Origin of the sequence: Nonomuraea sp. NPDC049637 (assembly GCF_040675235.1) — a bacterium.
Classification (GTDB): domain Bacteria; phylum Actinomycetota; class Actinomycetes; order Streptosporangiales; family Streptosporangiaceae; genus Nonomuraea.
This window is the reverse complement of the sequence record NZ_JBFAOM010000013.1, coordinates 197,037-218,252: the sequence shown is the minus strand read 5'-3', so window position 1 is coordinate 218,252 and position 21,216 is coordinate 197,037. Positions and strand designations below refer to the sequence as shown.

At 71.8% G+C, this 21,216-nt stretch carries 23 protein-coding genes and 1 pseudogene; 12 read left to right on the top strand and 12 right to left on the bottom strand.

The features are described 5' to 3' along the window. On the top strand, nt 1-988 hold a 988-nt coding region (locus AB0J71_RS20595; RefSeq protein WP_364415508.1), incomplete at its 5' end, for a glycosyltransferase. Here the strand turns inward: AB0J71_RS20595 and AB0J71_RS20590 are convergent. After that, nucleotides 934-2,076 carry a glycosyl hydrolase gene (locus tag AB0J71_RS20590; RefSeq protein ID WP_364415506.1) on the bottom strand — a complete coding sequence of 381 codons (1,143 nt, stop codon included), beginning with the start codon at nt 2,074-2,076 and terminating at the stop codon, nt 934-936. The genes AB0J71_RS20595 and AB0J71_RS20590 overlap by 55 nt on opposite strands. Nucleotides 2,077-2,429: 353 nt before the next feature. Between AB0J71_RS20590 and AB0J71_RS20585 the strand changes: the two genes are divergently transcribed. Then, nucleotides 2,430-2,957 carry a DUF1062 domain-containing protein gene (locus AB0J71_RS20585; RefSeq protein WP_352330804.1) on the top strand — a complete coding sequence of 176 codons (528 nt, stop codon included), beginning with the start codon at nt 2,430-2,432 and terminating at the stop codon, nt 2,955-2,957. On the opposite strand, the gene AB0J71_RS20580 is transcribed toward AB0J71_RS20585, so the two are convergent. Further along, nucleotides 2,896-4,146, bottom strand: coding sequence for an MFS transporter (locus AB0J71_RS20580; RefSeq protein ID WP_364415503.1), 1,251 nt, complete (start codon nt 4,144-4,146; stop codon nt 2,896-2,898). The genes AB0J71_RS20585 and AB0J71_RS20580 overlap by 62 nt on opposite strands. Before the next feature lie 72 nt (nt 4,147-4,218). Between AB0J71_RS20580 and AB0J71_RS20575 the strand changes: the two genes are divergently transcribed. Continuing rightward, the gene (locus AB0J71_RS20575) at nt 4,219-5,061 is read left to right on the top strand and encodes a LysR family transcriptional regulator (protein ID WP_364390244.1); all 843 of its coding nucleotides are present in this window, start codon (nt 4,219-4,221) and stop codon (nt 5,059-5,061) included. Between the two features lie 12 nt (nt 5,062-5,073). On the opposite strand, the gene AB0J71_RS20570 is transcribed toward AB0J71_RS20575, so the two are convergent. Together AB0J71_RS20570 and AB0J71_RS20565 are read right to left on the bottom strand one after the other, a co-directional pair. Further along, on the bottom strand, nt 5,074-5,979 hold the full coding sequence (locus AB0J71_RS20570; RefSeq protein ID WP_364415500.1) for an NADP-dependent oxidoreductase: 906 nt from the start codon (nt 5,977-5,979) through the stop codon (nt 5,074-5,076). Nucleotides 5,980-6,020: 41 nt separating this feature from the next. Next, a complete protein-coding gene (locus AB0J71_RS20565) occupies nt 6,021-6,485 on the bottom strand; it encodes a MarR family transcriptional regulator (RefSeq protein ID WP_364415498.1) in 465 nt (154 codons plus the stop codon). 129 nt (nt 6,486-6,614) lie between these two features. Here AB0J71_RS20565 and AB0J71_RS20560 point away from each other — a divergent pair. Continuing rightward, nucleotides 6,615-6,917: pseudogene (locus AB0J71_RS20560) on the top strand (multidrug efflux SMR transporter); the annotation flags it as partial. Between the two features lie 135 nt (nt 6,918-7,052). Continuing rightward, complete coding sequence (locus AB0J71_RS20555) at nt 7,053-7,373, top strand: multidrug efflux SMR transporter (protein ID WP_352330784.1); 321 nt, start codon at nt 7,053-7,055, stop codon at nt 7,371-7,373. Here AB0J71_RS20555 and AB0J71_RS20550 read toward each other — a convergent pair. Together AB0J71_RS20550 and AB0J71_RS20545 are read right to left on the bottom strand one after the other, a co-directional pair. Continuing rightward, nucleotides 7,351-8,676, bottom strand: coding sequence for an MFS transporter (locus AB0J71_RS20550; protein WP_352330782.1), 1,326 nt, complete (start codon nt 8,674-8,676; stop codon nt 7,351-7,353). The two genes, AB0J71_RS20555 and AB0J71_RS20550, sit on opposite strands and share 23 nt — an antisense overlap. Next, nucleotides 8,676-9,410, bottom strand: a complete 735-nt coding sequence (locus AB0J71_RS20545) for a helix-turn-helix domain-containing protein (RefSeq protein WP_364415495.1) — start codon at nt 9,408-9,410, stop codon at nt 8,676-8,678. The genes AB0J71_RS20550 and AB0J71_RS20545 overlap by 1 nt, the downstream gene beginning before the upstream one ends. 231 nt (nt 9,411-9,641) lie before the next feature. Between AB0J71_RS20545 and AB0J71_RS20540 the strand changes: the two genes are divergently transcribed. Continuing rightward, nucleotides 9,642-10,505 carry a YwqG family protein gene (locus AB0J71_RS20540; RefSeq protein WP_364415493.1) on the top strand — a complete coding sequence of 288 codons (864 nt, stop codon included), beginning with the start codon at nt 9,642-9,644 and terminating at the stop codon, nt 10,503-10,505. 215 nt (nt 10,506-10,720) lie between these two features. On the opposite strand, the gene AB0J71_RS20535 is transcribed toward AB0J71_RS20540, so the two are convergent. Beyond that, the gene (locus tag AB0J71_RS20535; protein ID WP_352327348.1) at nt 10,721-11,317 is read right to left on the bottom strand and encodes a TetR/AcrR family transcriptional regulator; all 597 of its coding nucleotides are present in this window, start codon (nt 11,315-11,317) and stop codon (nt 10,721-10,723) included. Nucleotides 11,318-11,914: 597 nt separating this feature from the next. Here AB0J71_RS20535 and AB0J71_RS20530 point away from each other — a divergent pair. Continuing rightward, nucleotides 11,915-12,493: a TIGR03086 family metal-binding protein gene (locus AB0J71_RS20530; protein ID WP_364415491.1), complete on the top strand. Its 579-nt coding sequence runs from the start codon at nt 11,915-11,917 to the stop codon at nt 12,491-12,493. 226 nt (nt 12,494-12,719) lie between these two features. Here the strand turns inward: AB0J71_RS20530 and AB0J71_RS20525 are convergent, their stop codons facing one another. Further along, nucleotides 12,720-13,067 carry a GNAT family N-acetyltransferase gene (locus AB0J71_RS20525; RefSeq protein WP_352327346.1) on the bottom strand — a complete coding sequence of 116 codons (348 nt, stop codon included), beginning with the start codon at nt 13,065-13,067 and terminating at the stop codon, nt 12,720-12,722. Between the two features lie 92 nt (nt 13,068-13,159). Between AB0J71_RS20525 and AB0J71_RS20520 the strand changes: the two genes are divergently transcribed. After that, nucleotides 13,160-13,522: a hypothetical protein gene (locus AB0J71_RS20520; protein ID WP_352327345.1), complete on the top strand. Its 363-nt coding sequence runs from the start codon at nt 13,160-13,162 to the stop codon at nt 13,520-13,522. A gap of 434 nt (nt 13,523-13,956) precedes the next feature. Next, nucleotides 13,957-14,550: a pentapeptide repeat-containing protein gene (locus tag AB0J71_RS20515; RefSeq protein ID WP_352327344.1), complete on the top strand. Its 594-nt coding sequence runs from the start codon at nt 13,957-13,959 to the stop codon at nt 14,548-14,550. Between the two features lie 131 nt (nt 14,551-14,681). Here AB0J71_RS20515 and AB0J71_RS20510 read toward each other — a convergent pair whose 3' ends face one another. Beyond that, nucleotides 14,682-15,518, bottom strand: a complete 837-nt coding sequence (locus tag AB0J71_RS20510) for a helix-turn-helix transcriptional regulator (RefSeq protein ID WP_352327343.1) — start codon at nt 15,516-15,518, stop codon at nt 14,682-14,684. Between the two features lie 102 nt (nt 15,519-15,620). Between AB0J71_RS20510 and AB0J71_RS20505 the strand changes: the two genes are divergently transcribed. The 3 genes from AB0J71_RS20505 (at nt 15,621) to AB0J71_RS20495 (ending at nt 17,826) form a co-directional block, all read left to right on the top strand. Further along, nucleotides 15,621-16,346, top strand: a complete 726-nt coding sequence (locus AB0J71_RS20505; RefSeq protein ID WP_352327342.1) for an SDR family oxidoreductase — start codon at nt 15,621-15,623, stop codon at nt 16,344-16,346. 8 nt (nt 16,347-16,354) lie between these two features. Next, entirely contained in the window at nt 16,355-16,726 is a 372-nt protein-coding gene (locus AB0J71_RS20500) for a hypothetical protein (protein ID WP_352327341.1), read from the top strand. A 515-nt stretch (nt 16,727-17,241) separates the two neighbouring features. Beyond that, on the top strand, nt 17,242-17,826 hold the full coding sequence (locus tag AB0J71_RS20495) for a DinB family protein (protein ID WP_364415489.1): 585 nt from the start codon (nt 17,242-17,244) through the stop codon (nt 17,824-17,826). Between the two features lie 107 nt (nt 17,827-17,933). Here the strand turns inward: AB0J71_RS20495 and AB0J71_RS20490 are convergent, their stop codons facing one another. From AB0J71_RS20490 to AB0J71_RS20480, 3 genes are all read right to left on the bottom strand, one after another. Beyond that, on the bottom strand, nt 17,934-18,479 hold the full coding sequence (locus tag AB0J71_RS20490; protein WP_352327338.1) for an isochorismatase family cysteine hydrolase: 546 nt from the start codon (nt 18,477-18,479) through the stop codon (nt 17,934-17,936). Nucleotides 18,480-18,636: 157 nt separating this feature from the next. Further along, nucleotides 18,637-20,349, bottom strand: coding sequence for a C39 family peptidase (locus AB0J71_RS20485; RefSeq protein WP_364415487.1), 1,713 nt, complete (start codon nt 20,347-20,349; stop codon nt 18,637-18,639). Nucleotides 20,350-20,516: 167 nt separating this feature from the next. Further along, nucleotides 20,517-21,197 carry a polymer-forming cytoskeletal protein gene (locus AB0J71_RS20480; protein WP_364415485.1) on the bottom strand — a complete coding sequence of 227 codons (681 nt, stop codon included), beginning with the start codon at nt 21,195-21,197 and terminating at the stop codon, nt 20,517-20,519. Nucleotides 21,198-21,216: the final 19 nt, after the last annotated feature.

The following is a 21,216-nucleotide window of genomic DNA, read 5'->3' as shown; positions in this document are numbered from 1 at the left end:
GCCCTGGCCCGCCGTACGGGCGCCGCATCCGGCCGATCTGGCCGCCGCCGCGGTCCTGGGCCGGATCGTGCGCCGGTTCCGTCCCGACGTGGTGCATCTGCACTCCTCCAAGGCCGGGCTGGTCGGCCGGGTGGTGTTGCGTGGCCGCGTGCCGACGCTGTTCCAGCCGCACGGCTGGTCCTGGCTGGCCGGCCGGGGCACGCTGGCTGCCGCGGCCGCCTCCTGGGAACGCGCCGCCACCCGGTGGACGGATCTGGTGCTCTGCGTCGGCGAGGGCGAGCACCGGCAGGCCGGGGACTCGGGCGTGCGCGGCCCGCTGGCCGTCGTCCGCAACGGCGTGGACCTGGCCCGCTTCCGTCCGGCCACGCCGGACGAGCGCGCCGCCGCCCGCCGGGGGCTCGGCCTGTCCCCGCACGGGTCGTTGGTCGTGTGCGTCGGCCGGATCACCCGGCAGAAGGGCCAGGACCTGCTGGTGGAGTCCTGGCGGCAGGTCGCGGCCCGGGTGCCGGACGCCTGCCTGGCACTCGTCGGCGACGGGGACGACTTCGCCCGTCTGCGCCGGGGCGCGCCGTCCGGCGTCCTCATGCCGGGGGCCAGCGCCGATCCGCGGCCCTGGTACGCCGCCGCCGACCTGGTCGTGCTGCCCTCCCGCTGGGAAGGGCTGCCGCTGACCGTGCTGGAGGCCATGGCCTGCGGGCGGTCCGTGGTGGCGGCCGCCGTCCCCGGTCTCACGGAGGTGGTCACCCCGGCCACCGGAGCGCTCGTCGAGCCGCAGGACCCGCGGGCGCTGGCCGCGGCGATCGTGGCCCGGCTGACCGACCCGGCCGTGCGGCGCGCGGAGGAACGGGCGGCGCCGCCGCGGGCTGCGGAGTTCGACCTCGGCGTCACCCTCGACCGGCTGGCGGCGCACACGCTGCGCCTGGCCCGGCCGGGTCAGGCCGCGGGCGGTGCCGCCGTGGGCGCGTCGGTGACGGCCGGGCGCGGCTGAGGCGCCGGCGACCCGCTCCCGCCCGGCGCGGACCCGCTCGGCGCGGGGGAGGGGGCTGGGGACGTCGGGGCGGGCGGGGTGGTCGGCGGCGCCGACGGGCCGCGCCGGAAGCCGGGGTCGCGCATGAGCTGCCGGAACACCCGCGACGACCGCGGGTTGGCCGGGCACTGCCAGACGCCGTGCGGGCAGTAGTCCACGATCGAGTGGTAGGCCACGTCGTGCCGGGCGATCCAGTCGAGCATGTCGCGCACGAACTCCGGCCGGTCCCCGTACCGGAACAGCCCCCACTCGGGGAAGGAGATCGGCTTGCGGTGCGCGGCGGCGAAGTCGGCCTGCGCCGCCAGCCCGAACGGCTGGTCGACGTAGTCGGCGAACCGGTCGCCGGGGCCCTGGTCGTAGCTGTCCATGCCGATGATGTCGACCACGTCGTCGCCGGGGTAGCAGTCGGTCCAGCCGATGGCGTCCGGGCCCCGGTTGGGGCTGAAGTCGAAGCGGAAACGTTGTCCGGGCACCGCCCGCATCACGGCGACGATCCGCCGCCAGTACGCCTGCCACGCCTGCGGATCGGCCGAGCAGCGGCTGGAGTAGGTCAGGCCGTTCATCTCCCAGCCCGGGACGATCACCGTGTCCGGCGCGCGTCCGGCCACCAGCGTCCGGGCCAGCCGGTCGAAGTACGGGTCGAACGCGCCGTCCGCGCCGGCGTTCAGCAGCACCGCCACCGCCTCGTCCGGCAGGCCGCCCTCGTTCGGCATGACCATCGGCACGTTGAGCACCAGCATGCGTCCCGGCTTGGCCGCCCGCCACCGCATCCACGGCTGCAGGACGAAGTCCGGCCCGCCCAGCGCGTTCCACGCCTCGCCCGGCACGTACGTCCGCCCCACCCGGACCTCCGCCCCCAGCCAGGACTCGAACGCGCCCAGCAGGTGCGGCCCGCGCCAGTCGGAGGCGAGGAACACCCCGAACGGCACGGCCGACAGGTCGGCGCGGGCGGCGGACGGCTCCTTGACGCGCTTCGTGCTCAGCGCCGGCGGGACCACCGCGGCGACCACGGCCAGCAGCGCGCAGACCCATGCCATCCTCACGGTCATCGCCCGCCCCCTCCCTTACAGGGTGTATCAGCTCCCGTACCCCGAGACGGAACGATGGTGATCAAGCCACTGCAAAGTGATCGCCGCGGATGCCGGGGCCGCACGTCGCCGGCGGGCCGTTATTCATTGGAGGGCGGCGGCCGGCGACGGGTAGGGTGCCGATCATGGCGCTCCCGCTCGCTCTGAGCGCCGCCCCCTGACCCACCCTCAGTGAGGACTTCGCGCGCATGACGCCGCCTGCTCTCTAGACCTGACACCTTCCTGCGCATCGGTCGCCGACGGACGCCGTCGGCTCTGTTTCCCGTGCTCTTCGTCAGGTCTTCAGAGAGATCATGTCTTCACATCCTCATATCGTGCTGCCCTGGGTGGTGCGGCGCACCCGCCTGCCCCTGCTCGTCCTGCGGTGCGTGGCCTGTCCGTCCGGGCGGGCCACCGTCGGTGACGGCCGGTTCCGCGTCAACGCCAACGGCAAGCTGCTCGACGTCTGGCTCCTGGTCAACTGCGTGGCCTGTGACCGGACGGGCAAGCTCACCGTGCACGACCGGGTTCCGGTGCGCTCGCTGGACGCCGGCCTGCTGGCCGGGTACTCGGGCAACTCGCCGTCCCTCGTGGCGCGGGCCCTGCTCGACCCGGCGACCGCCCGCCGGAACCGGTACACGTTCGACTGGGACGGGTGCTGGGAGCTCGACGCGCCGCCCGTTCCGGAGAGTCCGTGGCCCGTCCGGATCACGGTCGCCTTCGACGATCCCGTCCCGCTGCGTCCCGAACGGCTGATCAGCCTCGGGCTGGGCGCCGGCCGGGACGAGGTCGCCCGTCGCATCAAGATCGACATCCCACCGAATCGGAGGACGAGACAGGACTTCTCCTTTCTGCTGATGTAGGTCGAGGCCGCCGGCCCGGCGGGCGGTCGTCCGCCCGCCGGGAGCGGGACAGCAGGTGCCCGGCGAGGGCCGCGGCCAGGCCCGCCAGCCCGGCGGCCGCGAAGCCGCCGCCCGGCAGCGCGGCGTCGATCGCCAGCCCCGCGATCGGCGAGCCGAGCGCGAAGCCCGCGCTCGCCGCCGACGCCTGCAGGCCCGTGGCCTCGCCCCGCACGCCCGCCGGGGCCAGCCGGCTCACCGCGTCGGCCACCGTGGACAGGGTCGGCGCGGTGAGCAGCCCGGCGCCGACGACGGCCAGGCACAACCAGCGCCAGTCGTGGGCCAGCCCGGCGGGGATCGTCAGCAGTCCGAGCAGGCCGAGCAGCAGCCACGTCGGCATCGGACGGCGCGTCGCGCCGTAGACCAGCCCGCCGGCGACGGAGGTCACGCCGAACACGGCCACGACCACGGCGGCCCAGGACACCTGGCCGGCCTCCTTGAGCGTGGCCACGATGGCCAGGTCGATGCCGCTGAGCAGGGCCGTGGCGCCGAACCCCATCGCCAGCACGGCGACCATCCGGCGGTCCAGCCACTCCCGGCGCGCCGGACGGACGGGCGAACCGGTCGCCACCTCGCCCTCGGCCCGCAGCGGCGGATCGAGCAGGGCGATCCCGATGCCGCCGGCCACGATGACCGCCCCGAGCCCCCACGCCACGGCCTGGGGGGACAGCTCCGCCGCGCAGAGGATCACCAGCGCCGGCCCCACCAGGTACGCCAGCTCGCCCTGCACCGACTCCAGCGCGAACGCGGCCCGCCGCTGCCCCGGCGTCGTCATCGCCGCGATCGCCTGCCGGGTCACCGCCTGGACCGGCACCATCAGCAGCCCCGCCGCGAAGGAGGCGCCCAGCAGCACCGCGTACGGCAGGACGGGCACGCTCGCCCAGAACACCGCCTGCGACGCGACGGTGATCGTGAGCACGGCGCGCAGCCCCCGCCGGTCCGTCACGCGGCCCAGCAGCGGCCCGCCCAGCGCCACCCCGGCGGTCAGGGCCGCCGCGACGCCGCCCGCCGCCACGTAGCCCAGGTCCAGGCGCAGCACCACGTACATGGTCAGCGCGGTCACGTCGGCGGTGATCGCGGCACGGGCGAGCAGCGAGACGCCCAGCAGCGCCGCCATCCCCCGCACGGCGAGAACCTGTCGGTATCCGGTCACCCGGGCGACGCTAGGTCACCGCGAAAGCCATAGGAAGACGTTGTTTTGTTGGACCCGGCATAATGGATGCTTATGGCCAAGGATCTGGAGACGGCGTTGCTGCGGTCGTTCGTCACGGCCGTGCGGGCCGGCAGCATCAGCCGCGCCGCGACCGCGCTCGGGCACACCCAGCCCGCGCTCAGCCAGCAGTTGCGCAAGCTGGAGAGCGCGGTCGGCCGCCCGCTGCTCCACCGGTCGCCGTCCGGCGTGTCCCTGACGAGGGCGGGGGAGGAGCTGCTGCCCTACGCCGAGCGCATCCTGTCGCTCTCCGCGCAGGCGCTCACCGCGACCGGGCGCGCGCTCACCGGCCGCTGCGGGGTCGGGCTGCTGGAGGACCTGGCCGCGGCGCAGCTGCCGCAGGCGCTCGCCGACCTGGCCCGGCTGCACCCCGGCGCGACGCTGGAGGTGCTGAGCCTCTCCGGCGTCACGATCCGGGAGGCCTACCACGCGGGCCGCGTGCAACTCGTGCTCGACGAGGCGACCGACCTTCCCGCGCCGCCGCGCTGGACCGTGCGGCGTCCGCTGGTGTGGGCGGTCGGCCAGGGCGTCGACCCGGCCGCCGACCCGCTGCCGGTGGTGCTGTTCACCGGGACGTGCGCGTGGCGTACCTCGGTGGTGGAGACGCTCGACCGCACCGGCCGCAGATGGCGGCCGGTGTTCGAGAGCAACAGCCTGGCCGGCGTGCTCGCGGCGCTGCGGGCCGGGCTCGGGGTCGCCGCGCTCATGCCCGGCAACCTCGAACCCGACATGGCCTGTCACGACCCGGGCGCCCTGCCCGCCCTGCCCGACGTCGAGCTCGGCCTGGCCCGGCATCCGGCGAGCGAGGGCGATGCGCTGATCGACGCCGTGGAGACCGCGCTGCGACGCATGATCTGAGCGCCGCCGGCCTCAGAACATCAGGGCGATCTTGCCGCTCAGCCGGCCGCGCCGGAAGTGCTCGTGGGCCGCCCGTACGTCCCGCAGGCCGTACTGGGCCTCGACCCGGGCCCTGACCTGGCCCGCGTCGACGGCCTTGGCCAGCTCGGCGAGGCCGGGGCCATCCTCGCGCACCTGGTTGACGGTGGTGCGGACCGATCGACGGGACAGGTCGGGCACCGGCCCGGCCTGGGTGGCGACGGAGGCGTAGCGGCCTCCGTCGGCCACGGCCTCGACGGCGAAGGCCCCGAAGGTGTCGAAGACGGCGTCGTAGGCCCCCGCCGGCAGGTCGGCGGGGTCGGTCGTGACCCGTTCGGCCCCCAGGTCCGTGGCCGCCTCCGTCTGCGCCGGTCTGGAGACCAGGGCGTCCACCCGGACGCCGCGCGCCCGCGCCAGCTGGACGGCCAGCCCGCCCACCGCGCCGGCCGCGCCCGCCACCAGCAACCGCTCGCCCGCCCGGACGTCCAGCCAGTCGAGCGTCTGCAGGGCGGTGAGCCCCGGCAACGGCAGCGTCGCCGCCTCCACCAGGCTGACCGCTGACGGCGCCACGGCCAGCGAGCCGACCGGCATGGCCACGAGGTCGGCCCACGTCCCCCGGCCCGTGCCGAGCTGGTGGGACATGCCGAAGACCCGCTCACCCACGGGCAAGGCCTCGTCCCGGCTGTCCACGACGACACCCGCCAATTCCCATCCCAGGATCGTCGGCAGGGGAGGGCTGCCCGCTCCGATGGCCCCTTCACGGGTCTTGTCGTCAACCGGGTTCAAGGCGGAGGCGACGACCCGCACCAGCACCTCGCCGTCCCGGGCCCGGGACGGCGGCGCCTCGGCGACCGTCAGGACGTCCGGGCCGCCGAAGCGGGTGATCCGCACAGCACGCATGTTCAACTCCTCGATATTCGGGACAACAGGGATGGCCGGGGTCACCGGTCGAGCAGCCCCAGGGCCGGCAGCGCCGCGGCCAGCCGCGGGTCGGCCTGGGCGGCTTCCTCCAGGGCGGTCCTCAGCGTCGCCTCGTAGGTGACGTTCGCCTCGGTGTAGCGGGCCCGGCCCGCGTCGGTGATGACGGTGTAGACCCCGCGCTTGTCGTCCGGGCACAGGTCCCGGTACGTGAGGTCCGCCGTGTTCAGCCGGGTCACCAGGCGGGTCACGGAGCTCTGGTTGAGCCCGATCCGGTCGGCCAGCTCCTGCATGCGCAGCTCACCGGCGTCCGAGGTGGCGAGATGGCCGAGCGCCCGGTACTCCGACAGGCCGATGCCGTGCCGCCGCTGGAGGGCGGTGGCCAGGGCGTTCTCCACCCGGGCGTGCAGCAGCAGGACGTCGTTCCAGGAGCTGGACACCGCGGAGGGCGCGGGGGCCGGGTGCGGAGTCGGTGTCGTCGGAGCCATGGAAGCCTCCTCCTTCTCTGAGGACCCGGTCTCTGGGACGCGGGATTGACAAAAGCATACATGCACATGCAAGCTTCTCTCTGTCGGTCAACCGCTTGCACGTACATGCAAATAAAGAAGGGTCCTGAGATGGCCTGGATCTACCTGCTCATCGCCGCCGTCTTCGAAGTCGTCTTCGCCCTGGCCACCAACGCCACCGAAGGCTTCACCCAGCTGTGGCCGTCCCTGCTGACCGCCGCCGCCGCGGCCGGCGGGATCTTCTTCCTGAGCCTGGCGCTGAAGACCCTGGACGTCGGCGTCGGCTACACCGTCTGGACGGGCATCGGCTCGGTCGGCACCGTGCTGCTCGGTTCGGTGATCTTCGGGGAGGAGCTGACCGTCTGGAAGGGGCTGGCCTTCGTCCTGATCATCGGCGGCGTGCTGGGGCTCAAGCTCGCCGACCGCCTGTCCGCCAAGCCCACGGCCGAGCCTGCCGCCGGACCCGCCTCGGGGTCCGCCACCGGGTCCGCCGCCACCAAGCCTGCCGCAGTCTGACCACCCGCCCACCACTGCCCAAGGAACGTCATCATGGCCTGGATCTATCTCTCCATCGCGATCGTCTTCGAGATCGGCTTCGCGCTCGGCACCAACGCCACCCAGGGCTTCACCCGGCTGTGGCCCTCCGTCTTCACCCTGCTGTCGGCCGCCGGCGGCATCTTCACCCTGAGCCTGGCCCTGAAGTCCCTGGACGTCGGCGTCGGCTACACCATCTGGACCGGCATCGGCTCGATCGGCACGGTCGTCCTCGGCGCGCTGATCTACAAGGAGAAGATCACGCCGGCCAAGCTCGCCTCGTTCGCGGCGATCATCGGCGGCGTGGTGCTCCTCAAGATCGCCGCAGGCGTCTGACCGGTGGCGCGGGCGGCGCCGGCGGCGCGGGTGGCGTCGGCGGCATCGGCGAGGCGGTCGGGGCGGGCGGGCCCTGGCCGCGGAGCCGGTCCATCTGCCGCCACTCGGGCCGCAGTCCCGTCAGGCTCGTGGTGAGGGCGTAGACCGCCCCGCCGGCGAGCAGCACCGGCGTCAGCCCCGCGACCGCCACCAGCGCCCCGCCCGCCAGCCCGCCGAGCGGGATGCCGGCCCAGGCAAGGGAGTCCTTCAGCGCGTTCACCCGGCCCAGCAGGCTCCGGGGCACCCGCTCGTAGGAGATCGCTCCGAGGATCGGGTTGAGGAACCCGCCGGCGAACCCGCCCACCGCGAACACCGCCACCATGGCCCACACCGGCGCGTCCACCGCCAGGACGAGGAACCGGGTCGGCCCGGCCAGCAGGAACGCCACGAAGAAGACGGGCCTGCGCCGCATCCGGTGCGCCACGGCGGCCGCGACCAGGCTGCCGCCGACCGCCGTCAATCCCATCACGCTGCTGTTCAGTCCGACCACGGCGGCGCCGTGGCCGGACTCCCTGGCCCACACGAACACCAGCACCTGGCCGAAGGCCGCGTCGAGCAGGTTCGTGATGCCGACCATGACGACCACGGACAGCAGCAGCGGCTCGCCACGCAGGAACGTGAACCCCTCGCCGAAGCGCCGCCAGTACCCCTGCTGCGTCTCCTCCGCCGGAGCGCGGTGCCCCATGCCGCGTGGCAGCGCCCACGTCACGATCACCGAGCCGAGCGCGAAGCAGATGACGCTGATGCCGAGGCCGGGCAGCGGTCCGAGCAGCGCCACCACCGCCCCGCCCGCCGCGGGCCCCACCGTCTGGGCCAGCCGCTCGGTCACGCCCATCAGCCCGGTGGCCCGCTCCAGCGGCACCCGCCCGCGCTCGGCCGCCTCGGGGATCATGATCTCCTTGGCCAGATCGCCCGGACCGCGGGCCGCGCCGACCACCGCGACGAGGGCGATCAGCGCCCCCAGCGGCAGCAGGTCGAGCGCGTGCAGGAGGACGACGGTTCCGGCCGCCGCGGCGCTCACCACGTCCCCGATCCAGGAGATCCGGCGCGGCCCCACCCGGTCGGCCAGCGGCCCGGCCAGCGCCTTGACCAGCACGTACGGGGCCATCTCGGCGAACGCCACCATCCCGGTCCGCGCCGGGCTCCCGGTCGTCGTCAGGACGAACCAGGGCAACGCGATGGCCGACACGCGCGTCGCGGTCAGCGACACCGCCATGGCCGCGAGCAGGCCGGCCATCGGGCGTAACGACGCGCCCGACCCCATCACGCACCCTCGGGCGACTCTGGCGACTCGGGCAGTCCGGTCGACTCGGCCGCTTCGGATGGTTCGCTCGCTTCTGGTTGTTCGGTCGCTTCGGGTAGGTCGCTCGCTTCCGGTTGTTCGCTCGCTTCTGGTTGTTCGCTCGCTTTGAGCGGTTCGGTCGCTTCGGGTAGGTCGGGTAGGAGCTGGGTGATCAGGGAGACCCGGGCGGCCCCTTCGGGGGCCGGCTGGCCGGGCGTGTCGCGGCGGTAGCGGTCGATGACCTCCGTCAGCTCCTCACGCAGCCGAAGCCCCTCCTGCGGGGTGATCCGCAGCGTGACGGAGCTGAGGTCGAGCACCCGCCGCCACTCCGCCGGCATGGTCGGCAGCTCGTTCAGCGCCCGCTGGGTTCGCAGACCGTACAGGGCGGCGATGGACTGCATGTAGGCCAGCACCGCCTCGGGCTCCCGCTCCGACAGCTCGTCGTCGCTGAGCCGGGTGACGTGGTGGACCGAGCGCCACCAGCGTTCGCGGGCGTTGCCGCGCTCGGCGTCCTCCGCCACGATTCCGGCGGCGCCGAGCCTGCGCAGGTGGTAGCTGGCGGTGCCCGAGTTCACCCCGAGGCGTTCTGCCAGGCGGGTGGCGGTGGACGGGCCGTGTTTGCGCAGCAGGTCCACGAGTTGCACCCGTACCGGGTGGGCCAGTGCCCGCAGGCCCTTGGCGTCGAGGACGACCACGCTCTCGGAGGGTTCGGTCATGTCCGGCAGCCTAGACCGCAAACATCTCTTCGCAAAGACTTGTTCGCGAAGAGATGTTTGCAATTGGCGGAGGTGACGTCAGAGCGCTTCGAGTCGCCGAGCCGCGCGGGGTTCCCTCGGACGAGACCTCGGCCCGCATCGCCGCATCCGAGGCCGGCCAGTGGCGGGACCGTCATTGGCCGGCCCAGGTGAACGGCTCGGATGTCAGTGAAGCGCTTCATCATGGCTCTCATGACTGATGAGCGATACTCCCGTCTCGCCGCCGAGCATCTGCCCGCCGACCTCGCCGAGCGGTGGACCGCGCTGCTGCGTCCGTGCGTACGTCTGCGCCGGGCCGCGGACGGCGAGCAGGCCGTCGCCACCCTCGGCGGGGAGCCGGAACTGCCGACCGGGGCCGTCTGGCCCGAGTGGCCGGGGCACGGCCCGCTGTCCTTCGTCGCATCGGTGCGGTGCTCGGCGCTCCCGCACGCCGGGCTGCCCGCGGCCTTCCCGCAGGACGGGACGTTGCTGTTCTTCTACTGCGACGGCCACGACGACATGGACGACGGCGGCTCGTCCGGCCCCCTCGACGCCCCGGAGACATGGGGCGGGGCCCAGGTGTTGTACGTCCCGGAAGGCACGCCGGTTCTCCGGGCGGAAACACCCCCGGAGCTGGAACCGTACCCGTACGTGCAACTGGCCGCAGGCGTCGAGGAGAGCGCCCCCGACCTGTGGCTGCCTCAGGCCCGGGAAGCCCTGCTCGGCGACGGCAGGCACTGGCCCGGGCCTCGCGAGACCCCGGCCCCGCTGCGGCCGTTCGTCCAGGCCTTCCGGCGGCTGCGCACCCGCATCGACCACCAGATCGGCGGCCACGCCGTACCCGTGCAGGGTCCGGTGGAGTACGAGGTGGCGAGCGCGGCGCTCGGCGGCGTTCACTCCTGGGGCACCCCCGCCCTGGACCGGGAAGCCGAGCGCTGGATCCTGCTTGCCCAGTTCGACAGCGACAGCGACGCGAAGATGACGTGGGGTGACACCGGCGCCCTCTACTGGCTGATCCGCCCCGAACACCTGGCCGCCCACCGCTTCGACCAAGCCCGTCTCACCATGCAGTGCTAGGGCGCGGGGGGCTGAATCCGACGTCAGCGGGGTTCTCCCAGGTCAGTGAACCCTTGCCGTTGGGGGGCTTCCGAGCGTCATCCGCCACCTCAAGCGCCCTGCCCGACGACCCCGCGAACCTGCTGGCCGAGCACGCCGAGCGGCAGGATCGCGCCTACCGGGTGGTGCGAGCCGGGCCGGCCGTCAATACCTCCGTCACTTGGGATGGCACCTCGTCATGCCGCGAGGGCGGCCACCACCTTGTCCGCGAGCCGTTGCAGGCGGGCCGGGTCGGCGGGGGCCTGGCGGACGGTGGTGGTCCAGTAGAGGGGGCCCGCCAGCAGGTCGAGGCCGAGTTCGAAGTCAGTGTCGGGCGCGAGTTCTCCGCGTTCCACGGCCCGCCGCAGGACGCTGACCCCCTTCTCGCGTCGAGCTCCACCGACCCTGTCGCGCAGGGCGTCGGCGATGTTGGGATGGTGGACAGCTGCAGCGAACAGGTCGGGCAGAATTCGCGACACCAGTGGATGCCGGAGCGCCGCGTCGACTGCGGTCAGGAAGGCCAGGACGTCGCCGCGCAGACTTCCGGTGTCGGGGGTGTCGGTTGCGGCGATGGAGACTTGGGCGATCAGGTCGATGGTCACGGCTTCCTTGGACGGCCAGCGCCGGTAGATGGCGGCCTTGCCCGAGCCGGCCCGCCGGGCCACGGCCTCCAGCGACAACCTTCCGTAGCCGACCTCGGCGAGCTCTTCCAGGAAGGCGGTGCGGATCGCGTCGGTGACGGCATCCTGAAGCACGGGCCCGCCGGGCGGGCGAGCTGCTGGCGATCGACTCATGCCACCGAGCCTACCCGAGACGGAACGGTTGCGTCTCGGGTAGCGCCGGGACTATGGTGCGACGTATCGAGACGGTCCCGTTCCGTCTCGATTAGTGATGGGAGCCCGCCGTGAAGTTCCTCAACGACGCCTTCTTCAACGGCGAGCCCGCCCGCCTGCACCCGCCCCCCAAGGGGTCCAGCACCCTCATCACCCACCCCGAGGTCAGGGGAATCGGCGAACACGGCGCCTACGGCGGTCGCTCCACTTACTCCCGAGAGGCGGGCTCCCTTCACCGATGCGATCTTCGCGATCGCGATGACGCTGCCGGCGGTGGAACTGGAGCACCCGGACGAGGAGCAACGGGGAGTCCGGGTCCGCGCTGTGGGACTCCTGGTCGACCAGCGGCACTCCTGTCGGCGTTCGTCCTGCCATGGTCGGTTTGGCGCCGTCACCACGAGCTGAAGGACATCGTCCGCCGGCTGGTCGCCTTCCTGCCGTCCCCTCCACACTCGCCCGCTCACTTCCGAAGCCGGGGCAACCCGTGAACCTCAGCGGAGAACCTGGGCTGGACCTGATCAATGCCCGAGCACGACGACTATCGAAATGAGCAACCAGATGACCAACGTCATCGGCCGGATCGACCAGGCCGTCCACATGACCGCGACCATCGTCAAGGGCATCACCGACGAGCAGCTCACCGCCCCCACACCCTGCCCGGGATGGGACGTGCGTACCGAGCTCAACCACCTGGTCGGCGGCATGCGCATCTTCGCCGCCGAGCTCACCGGCACCGGCCCCGGCGGCGAGCACGAGGATGACTGGCTGGGCGCCGACCCGCAGGACGCCTTTCTCGGAGCCGCCCGGCTCGACCTCGCGGCCTGGCACCGCGAGAGTGCCCTGAAGACGACCGTGCGGCTGGGATTCGGGGAAGTGCCCGGGCCGATGGCCGCACTCATCCATCTGACCGAGGTCCTGGTGCACGGCGTCGACCTGGCGATCGCCACCGACCAGGAAACGCTGGTGGACCAGCAGGCCTGCGACGACTTGCTCGCCACCATGCGCGGCATGGACTTCGATGCCTTCCGCCGTCCCGGAATGTTCGGCCCCGAACTTCACCAGCCCGCAGGCGCACCCGCCCACCGGCGGCTGCTGGCCTTCCTCGGCCGCGACCTCGCCCCGCATCGGGCCACGTGACGTGCAGGCGGCCGTGACCAGAACTCTGGCCAGGTGAGACGTGGCCAGCTCGACCGGTGCAACATCTGGCTCCACCTTCGACTGTGACCGGCGCGGCAGGGGCAAACCGCTGCTGGCCGGTGAAGCTCCGCCCGGATCACGAGCGGCGGTTTCTTCAGCCTCTGCGGCTGCTCATGTGGCGATCATCGAGAAGACGGCCAGGTCATGAGCCGCGCACCCGTCCCGCTCAGCGACCCGCACGGTGCCCTCCCGCTGGTATCCGGCCTTCTCGGCAACCCGTAGGGAAGCGGCGTTGTCGATGCGGGAGCGCAGCTGAACACGCCGTATCCCACCGTTGACGAGCGCCCACCGTCCAACCGCGCGCGGCCTCGGTCGCGTAGCCGCGACCTCGCTGACCAGTGTGAATTCCGTAACCGATCTCGGTACGGCCGGCCTCCCAGTCCGTGTCGCGCAACCCGACACTGCCGACGATCTCGCCGGTGGCCTGCTCCACGATCGCCAGGTGTACGCCCTCGCCGTCCAGCCGTCGCCGGTGCACGGTGTCGGTCAGCCACTCATGCACGTCGGCGACCATCTGTGGAGAGCCGGGGGGCAGGGCGTCGGGGGTGCCGGCTGCTGAGCACAGACCGCACGAACCTTGAGTTCGCCGTGAACATCTAAGTGCACATGATGAAGACCTTCGCCCTGGGCCTGGTGGCTGCGGCAGTCACGGGAGCGCTGCTGACCCACCCCGCCCAGGCGTCCGCCAAGCTGTACACCAACCCCTGCCAGGGCGTCAGTCACTGCACGGCCGAGAAGACCGACGGGGAGGAGTGGATGGTCATGACGCCGGAGAAGAACTGGAAGAAGGCCGTCTACCGCTTCCACCATCTCACCAAGCAGGCCCGCTCGGTCTGCGGCAGCGGCAGCGGCACTGGTTCCGGCGGGAAGCTGCACATCGCGATGATCCTCACGGCCCCCGGCAGCTCCAAGACCAAGACCGTCGAGATCGAGGCTTCGGGACGCACCCCCCGAAAAGACTGCTTCTAACCGCTCAGAGCGCCGGGGGTTAGCGCTGGGGTGTGCCCGATTCCAGGCCCGGACAGAGTTCCGGGCCTCTGAGGGGTTGGGACTACCTGACGGTTGGAGCCACGCTCGGGAAGAGGCCGCCAACACGACGGAACGGCCGTGGTGCCGTGACCCCTGAGCCAAATGGGTGGATGTTCGGGGATATGGCGAAGACTTCGGGTTGGGATGTCGAAGGGTGATCCTTACTATCGATGGGGACGGAGTGACGTCCAGCCGAGGCTGTGCTGTCGGAACCTCCAGCATCCAGGAGAACTGTGGGCTCCCTCGCGCAGGCCGCCTGACGCGCCATACGCATGACCTCGTCCAGGGGAAGGGCGGCGATGAGCGGGCAACCAGACGCGGGCGGTTCCGCGCCGGGTCCTGATCGGACCCAGAGACTCACGCTGATAGTCGCGATGATCACCGCTGTGGCCGCCCTGGGCAGCTCGGCCACAGCCGGGTTCGCCCTGATTTACACCGGCGACTCCGTGCAACAGGCTCGCGAACAGCTGAAACTCGCGGAGCAGGGCCAGACCACCGAGCGGTTCGGCCGCGCCGTAGAGCAACTCGGCAACCGTGCACTCGACGTCCGCGTTGGCGGGATCTACGCCCTCGAACGCATCGAGCACGACTCGCCGCAAGATCAGCCCGCGATCATGGGAGTGCTGACCGCGTTCGTTCGCGGACACTCCGCGAAGCGGGGCTCCCCGCCCCCGATCAGCAATGTGGGCGCGGAAAGGTTGCTGCCTGCGGCGCCCGCCGACCTCCAGGCGGCGCTGAACGTCATCGGACGCCGTGACCACACACGCGACGGTTCTCACAAGATCGACCTGAGCTACGCCAAGCTTTTCGGTGCCGACCTGAGTGACGCGTATCTCGCCGGCGCGGACCTGCAGTTCGCCACCCTGAATCAGACATTTCTCAGTGGAGCGACTTTGCGGGGCGCGGACTTGCGAAACGCCACCGTCACCAACCCTGTCGAGGCGAACTTCGCCGGCGCCGTCCGCTGAGCGACGCGGCCGTACCGGGCGATCTGCTCATCAGCGAGAAATCCGAAGGCATGCCCCAGGAACGCAGGCCCCGGCGACCTGCCCGATCGCCGTCATGCTCGCGTCCGGCCCTGAGGCGGTGCGAGTGCGGGTCAGAACCGCTGCAGCCCCGTCACCCGCAACAGATCAAGTGCGGCCGCTTCTGAGGAGCCCGGCTCGGCGGAGTACATCAGCACTGTCTGGTTGTCGTCAGGAAGCAGGAGTGTGTCACAGTCGAGCGTGATCGTACCGAGTGCCGGATGGTTGATGCTCTTTGCCGCGGCACGCCATGCAGCGGAGCGCCCCTCCCTCCACAGCTCGTCGAAGCGGGGGCTCCCACGACGCAGCTCATCGATCATCCGGACGAGGTCCGGGTCGCGCGGATAGCGGGCCTGAGCGGCGCGCAGGGTGCCGACCGAGGCGCGGGCCGCGGCATCGTCGTCGCCTGCGTTCAGGGCGACCTGGCAGCGGCTGCTGCCGAGAAAGCGCTGCCAGATGAGGTTGCGCCGATGGCGGGGCCAGGCGGACATGTCGCCCTGCAACGCCGCCGCCAGCGGGTTCCAGGCCAGGACGTCGCCCTTGGCCGACAGCACCAGTACGGGCAGGTCCGACATGCGGTCCAGGAGTCGCAGAACGCTCCGCCGTACGACCATCTGGATGCGCCCGTTGTGGGGCGGCTCGTACCCGGCCAGCCGGAACACCAGGTCGCGGTCGTCGTCGTCGAGCCTCAGCGCCTGGGCCAAGGCGGCGATGACCTGACTCGACGGCCGGGGGCCGCGGCCCTGTTCCAGGCGTACGACGTAGTCGACACTCAGGCCCGCGAGCATGGCCACCTCCTCCCGGCGCAGCCCCTCGACCTGGCGGCGGGATCCCGCCGGCAGCCCGATGTCCTGCGGGCGCAGGCGTGATCGGGCTGTACGGAGCACTTCGGCGAGTTCGGCGCGGTTCATCCCTCGATCATGCCGTACCAGCCGGATCGACCGGGTGGTACGGCCAGTCCCAGGCCACACCGGTCCTGGCAGGCCGTGGGGCCCGTCCCGAGGATGGAGGTCATGACTGCAGACCTGAGAACGGTGGCCCTGGTGACCGGGGCGAACAAGGGGCTGGGCCTGGAGACGGTACGCCAGTTGTCGAGCCGTGGCTGGCGCGTGTTCCTGACCGCCCGGGATCGGGAACGGGGCCGGCAGGCCGCGGACTCGCTGGCTGGCCAGGGCCTCGATGTCACGTTCGTCGAGCTGGACGTCACCTCCGACGATTCCGTCGCGACCGCCGTGAAGAAGGTGGCCGAGCAGACGGACCGCCTGGACGTCCTGGTCAACAACGCGGGTGTCGGCGGCCCGATCATGGATCCGGCCGACATGCACGCCGGCCTGCTGCGACCGTTGTACGAGGCCAACGTGTTCGGTCCGGTACGGGTGACACACACGTTCCTGCCCCTGCTCCGCAGGTCGGAGCACCCCCGCGTCGTCATGGTGTCCAGCGCTCTGGCCTCGCTGGCCAACGCCGCCGACCCTGCCCGCCCTGAGCACGGTTTCCTGGCCCTGGACTATGCCTCGTCCAAGACCGCGCTCAACATGATCGTGTCCCAGTACGCCCGGGCGCTGCCGACGTTCAAGATCAACGCCGCGGACCCGGGCAACCCGGCCACCGACATGAACCATCACACGGGCGTCCACACGGTGGCCGAAGCAGCGGAGGTGGTCGTCGGTCTGGCTACCCTGGAGCCGGACGGGCCGACCGGCGGCTTCTTCGGCGGCAACGGCCCGATCCCCTGGTAGGAGACAACATGACCACAATCATCTCCATCGGTCTGCACCCGAGCGCGATCGACTACACCGCGCTTCCCGGTCTCGACGAGCAGGTTCTCACGGCCCGGATCGCGCAGGGCGAGGCGGCCCTGCGCGAGGCGGGACTCGACGTGACGTCCTGTCTCGTCGAAGCCGACCCGGAAGCAGCGGAGAAGACTCTGCGCGACTGTCTGGAGTCCGGGCCCTCCTTCGGCGTGGCGATGATCGGGGCCGGCGTGCGGACGATTCCCGAGCACACCCTGCTCTTCGAACGGCTGATCAACGTGCTGGCCACCGCGGCGCCGGGGATCCGGTTCTGTTTCAACACCTCGCCGGAGACGACGATCGACGCGATCCGCCGCCAGTTGTAGCCGCAGGCATGGTCACGCGCTTGCGGGCCGGCCGGGTCGTCGGGCTCAGGCGCGAGAGCACAGGCAGCAGGCGGCGGAGGGCATGGTGCATGAAGGCGCCGTACTGGGCCGGGAGGATCCCACCCACCCCGCCCTGACAAACCCCTACCGGATGCCGCCGCTCCGGAGCCTCCCGGCGTCCGCCGGGGGGCTCCACGCCTGACGCCGTGGGCCGCCCCCCAAGCCGGACAGGAAGGTGACCATGGGTGGTTCTGTCTCGGCGAGTGACCCGTAGAGCGAGGCGGCCGGGGGCGGGCTAACCGCCGCACAGGTAAGGCAGCACCTCGGCGGCGAACGCACCGGGGGCGAGGCTGTGGATGCGGTGGCCGACCGGGATCTCCCAGCAGGCCGACCGGATGCCCCGCACCGGTCTCCCGAACGGTCAACTCCACATCCCTCAGGGTGATCTTCATCCGCCGAGAACAACCACCTCGCGCAGGGCCGCTCCCCGGCACAGTCTGACAGGATCGGGACCCGTGATCGACGATTTCGCGAAGGACAACCTGCACGAGAGACTGCGCCGGGACCGCAGGGCGCTGCTCTGGAAACTCGACGGCTTGTCGGAATACGACGTCCGCCGACCCTTGACAGTCACCGGGACCAACCTTCTCGGCCTGGTCAAACACCTGGCCACCGCCGAGGCCAGGTACTTCGGCGAGGTCTTCGACCGCCCTTCCCCGGAACCGCTGCCCCGGTGGCAGGACTCCGACGGCAGCGATCTGTGGGCGACCGAGGACGAGACTCGCGACCAGATCATCGGGTTCTACCGGCGCACGTGGGACCACTCGGACGCGACGATCAACGAGCTTCCCCTCGACGCCCCCGGCCACGTGCCCTGGTGGCCGGAGTCGACGCCGGCCTGGCACATGAACCTGTTCGCCATCATGGTCCATGTCCTCGCCGAGTCCACCCGGCATGCCGGGCACGCTGACATCCTGCGCGAGGGCCTCGACGGCCGGACCGGGTTGCGCCCCGAACACGAGGAGCGGATCGACGAGGCAGCCCGTGCGGCCTACTGCGCGAAGATCGAGCACGCCGCCAGGACGGCCCGCACCCACTAGGGCGCACCCTTGGCGGATCCAGGGTTCACCCCCGCTCCCACCACCACCGGTGCAGGCGTCCTCGTCGCGCGGGTCCGTCCCGACCCGGCGCAATCGTCACAGTGCCGTCAACGACAGGCTTCCTCGCACGACACCACGTCGAACCCCCGGCTCGGGAAGACCGCGTCCACGAAGAAGTCGTGCAGTGCCGGATCGCCGTCGCCGCAGCCGTCGCTCAGCACCGTCACCTGATAGCCGCGGTCGGCCGCGTCGTAACACGTCGCGGCCACCATCGCGCTGGTGGCGACGCCGGCGACCAGCACGGTGGTGACGCCCCGCGCGCGGAGCACGAGGTCGAGGTCGGTGCCGGCGAACGCGCTGGCGCGGCGCTTCAGCACGACGACGTCCTCCTCTGCGACCGGCAGGGCGAGCTCGGTTCCGGCCGACCCCTCGTGGAAAGCGTCGCCGGCCTCGAAGAACGACTTCATCAGCGCGCTGCCGGGCGGCACGTCGGCGCCGTTGGCCCGGAAGGCGAAGTGCACGAACACCACCAGGACGCCGGCCGCCCTGGCACGGGGCAGCAGTTCGGTGAGCGGCGGCACGACCTGCTGGGCGAACGGGTAACCGCCCGTGATGCCCCGCTGGAGGTCGCCGATGATGAGTGCACTGGTCACGACATTGCTCCGTCCGATGTTTCCGGCGAGCGCGACGGCCCGCGCCCACCTCCTGCCAACTGGGATCACAGTAGGCAAGAGTTGAGATATCAGCAACCGCGGCTGTGAGCGCGCCGGGGCCGGAGGTGGTTGCTCTCGGCCCCGGCGCGCGCGGGGGTCAGTTGCCCCAGACCTGGACGGGGCGCAGGTAGGCGGTGTCGTACACCTGGTCGGCGCCGCCGGGCCCGCCGTTCGTGTTCGGCCCGTACGGGTCGTTGACGACCCACCTGCCGTCATCGGTGTAGCCCTTGATGAGGACGATGTGCCCGGCGGAGGTCATCTGGCCGGACACGGCGACGAGGTTGCCGATGTCGATCTGGTCGCGGACGAAGGTCGGGTTCCAGTCGCTCTTCCTGGTCCAGCCGGTGTGCCGGTTCATGTATCCGAACATGTCCGCCCAGACCGCGCCGTACCGCGGGTCGTAGATCGTGCCGTGCGCGCCCTGCCACGCGCCGTTGCCGGAGTAGTCGGGCGCGGTTTCGGAGAACGTCGAGCCGTTGTAGTCGTACTGGTCGGTCACGTAGCGGCCGTAGGGCGAGTAGTGGCGTCCGCCGTAGTTCACCCACAGGCCCCACTCGCCGAGCTGGTAGCCGGCCATGGTCATGACGGCGGTGGTCGGGCCGCACGAGCCGCGCCCGTCGAACTCGTCCCGCGTGTCGTAGATCTGGTTGATGTGCACGGCGCGGTTTGTCCGGCCGCCGGCCAGCGAGCGGGACACGCCGTCCAGGCTCGCCGCCGCGAGCGGCTGCGCCACGCCGCGCGCCACCGCGTCCGCCCCGACGGTACGCTCCCCGAGCCGGGCCGAGGCCAGCCGCACCCGGTCGCCGTCGAACCCGCCGATCCCGAACTCCGACGTCACCCCGCTGACCACTCGGACGGGCGCGCCGCCCGACACCCGGGCCACGAACGTGCCCGACTCCTCGCGGGTACGGGCGGCCGTCGCCGCCGGGTCGGCCGCGGCCTTCGACTGGGACGCGCACGGCTGGGCCGCGTAGGCGACCCGGTCGCCGTCCCCGCTCCACACCGCCTCGCGGTAGGCCGTGCCGGAGCTCGCGCCGTACGTGGCCACGGTCCGGCCGTCGAGGCCGGCGAGCCCCAGTTCGGAGCGTCCCGAGCACAGGTACGGTCCCGACCGCCGGATGAAGCTGACGAGCTGACGCTCGCCGGTCACCAGGCGGAAGTCGGCGTACACCTGGCCGTGGGCGGGGTCACTGGCGATGAGCGGCGTCACCGCGCCGTCGGCCAGCGCGACGCGCAGCAGGCTCGCCGCGTACCGACGGTCGTCGCGGGCGTCGGGGTAGGCGGCCACGAACGCCGTGCTCGCGTCACCCGACAGGCCCACCACCTCGACGCGGGCGCCGGGGATCGCGGCGATCCGGCGTCCGGGCGCCTCGGCGGAACCCGCGTACAGGTCGGCGCCGGCCTGCCCGGCGACCGTGTAGGCGAGCCGGGTGCCGTCCGGGGAGAAGGCGGCGGAGACGACCTTGCCGCGGGCGAGGGTGCGGGTGCGCCCGGTGCGGGTGTCGTAGGTCATCAGGCGGCTGCCGCGCGAGCCGTCGTGGTCGGGGATGACGGCGACGTGGCCGGGACCGGCGGCGGTCACGACGCCGTCCGACTTCTCCGGCTGCGCGAGGTGGAGGCGGGCCTGGCCGCCGATCAGCACGTCGAACCCGTCACCGGTCCGTAAGGTGCTGACGCTCTGGTCGGTGGCGGCCGTGGCCGCGGCGGCGTGCGCGGTGGCGGCGCCGGTCAGCGCCGTCACCGCGGTCAGCGCGGCGACGGCGGCCGCCGCCAGGAGTGATTTCCGGCATTTCTTGAGCTGGAGTGACATGACCGTCCTTCGTGGTAGATCGCGGAATTCGCTCCCAAAGCGTGAACCGCGGCCCCCGTCGAAGGCACGTCGTCAAAATGTCTGACCGTGATCAGTGGTCGTGGGTGATTTGCGGGACATGGCCGGTGTGGCGGAAACACCTGTCATGCGCGATCGGCGTCCGGGGCTCATCCTGCGATCGTGAGGGGCAGACCGGACAGCAGGCGGTCGCGCAGGACGTCGCCGCGGACGCCGATCTCGGGCAGGTCGTCGGGGCCGGGGGCGCCGCTGACCAGCAGTTCCGGGACGAGGAGGCGGCTGAGCGGGACCTCGGGCGACGGGTCGGCCAGGGCGCCGACGGCGGCGTCGGACAGGTCGAGGTAGGCCGGCGTGAGCGCCCTGCCGTGCAGGGTGCCGGCGACCAGATCGGGACAGAACTCGTTCCAGAAGATGGAGACGGTGGTGCGCAGATCGCCATGGATCATCACCAGCTTGTCGGTCATGTCGCCGACGAACGTCTCGGCCGTCACGTGGCCGCGCACGACCAGCTTGGCGTCACCGGCCAGGTAGACGTTCCGCGCCCGCAGGTCGCCCAGGACGATCAGCGCGGCGGAGCCGTCGTCCACGTCGGTGACGTTCCCGTCGACGACCAGATCGCCGTCCACGATGTAGCCGGTCGCGGCGTCGGGGGCGCCGTCCCGCCATGGCGTGCGATCGTGCTCGTCGAGGGGGAGCTCGCCGGTCACCGTGGCGGGACCGGGCACGAGGATGTATTCCTCCTCGTACAGGTTCCCGTACGTCTCCTTGGGCAGGCCGCGCCGCTCGAACAGGTCAACCGCATCGTCCCAGCCGAGGTATGTCGATCGCATGCGCGTGACCCTAGCAATC

Coding starts and splice junctions, on each gene's coding strand:
- AB0J71_RS20540 (WP_364415493.1), top strand. CDS start 9,642: ATGACTGATGAGCGATACTCCCGTCTCGCCGCCGAGCATCTGCCCGCC.
- AB0J71_RS20500 (WP_352327341.1), top strand. CDS start 16,355: ATGACCACAATCATCTCCATCGGTCTGCACCCGAGCGCGATCGACTAC.
- AB0J71_RS20530 (WP_364415491.1), top strand. CDS start 11,915: ATGACCAACGTCATCGGCCGGATCGACCAGGCCGTCCACATGACCGCG.
- AB0J71_RS20550 (WP_352330782.1), bottom strand. CDS start 8,676: ATGGGGTCGGGCGCGTCGTTACGCCCGATGGCCGGCCTGCTCGCGGCC.
- AB0J71_RS20535 (WP_352327348.1), bottom strand. CDS start 11,317: ATGAGTCGATCGCCAGCAGCTCGCCCGCCCGGCGGGCCCGTGCTTCAG.
- AB0J71_RS20555 (WP_352330784.1), top strand. CDS start 7,053: ATGGCCTGGATCTATCTCTCCATCGCGATCGTCTTCGAGATCGGCTTC.
- AB0J71_RS20545 (WP_364415495.1), bottom strand. CDS start 9,410: ATGACCGAACCCTCCGAGAGCGTGGTCGTCCTCGACGCCAAGGGCCTG.
- AB0J71_RS20515 (WP_352327344.1), top strand. CDS start 13,957: ATGATCACCGCTGTGGCCGCCCTGGGCAGCTCGGCCACAGCCGGGTTC.
- AB0J71_RS20480 (WP_364415485.1), bottom strand. CDS start 21,197: ATGCGATCGACATACCTCGGCTGGGACGATGCGGTTGACCTGTTCGAG.
- AB0J71_RS20485 (WP_364415487.1), bottom strand. CDS start 20,349: ATGTCACTCCAGCTCAAGAAATGCCGGAAATCACTCCTGGCGGCGGCC.
- AB0J71_RS20575 (WP_364390244.1), top strand. CDS start 4,219: ATGGCCAAGGATCTGGAGACGGCGTTGCTGCGGTCGTTCGTCACGGCC.
- AB0J71_RS20565 (WP_364415498.1), bottom strand. CDS start 6,485: ATGGCTCCGACGACACCGACTCCGCACCCGGCCCCCGCGCCCTCCGCG.
- AB0J71_RS20570 (WP_364415500.1), bottom strand. CDS start 5,979: ATGCGTGCTGTGCGGATCACCCGCTTCGGCGGCCCGGACGTCCTGACG.
- AB0J71_RS20520 (WP_352327345.1), top strand. CDS start 13,160: ATGATGAAGACCTTCGCCCTGGGCCTGGTGGCTGCGGCAGTCACGGGA.
- AB0J71_RS20510 (WP_352327343.1), bottom strand. CDS start 15,518: ATGAACCGCGCCGAACTCGCCGAAGTGCTCCGTACAGCCCGATCACGC.
- AB0J71_RS20525 (WP_352327346.1), bottom strand. CDS start 13,067: ATGGTCGCCGACGTGCATGAGTGGCTGACCGACACCGTGCACCGGCGA.
- AB0J71_RS20505 (WP_352327342.1), top strand. CDS start 15,621: ATGACTGCAGACCTGAGAACGGTGGCCCTGGTGACCGGGGCGAACAAG.
- AB0J71_RS20590 (WP_364415506.1), bottom strand. CDS start 2,076: ATGACCGTGAGGATGGCATGGGTCTGCGCGCTGCTGGCCGTGGTCGCC.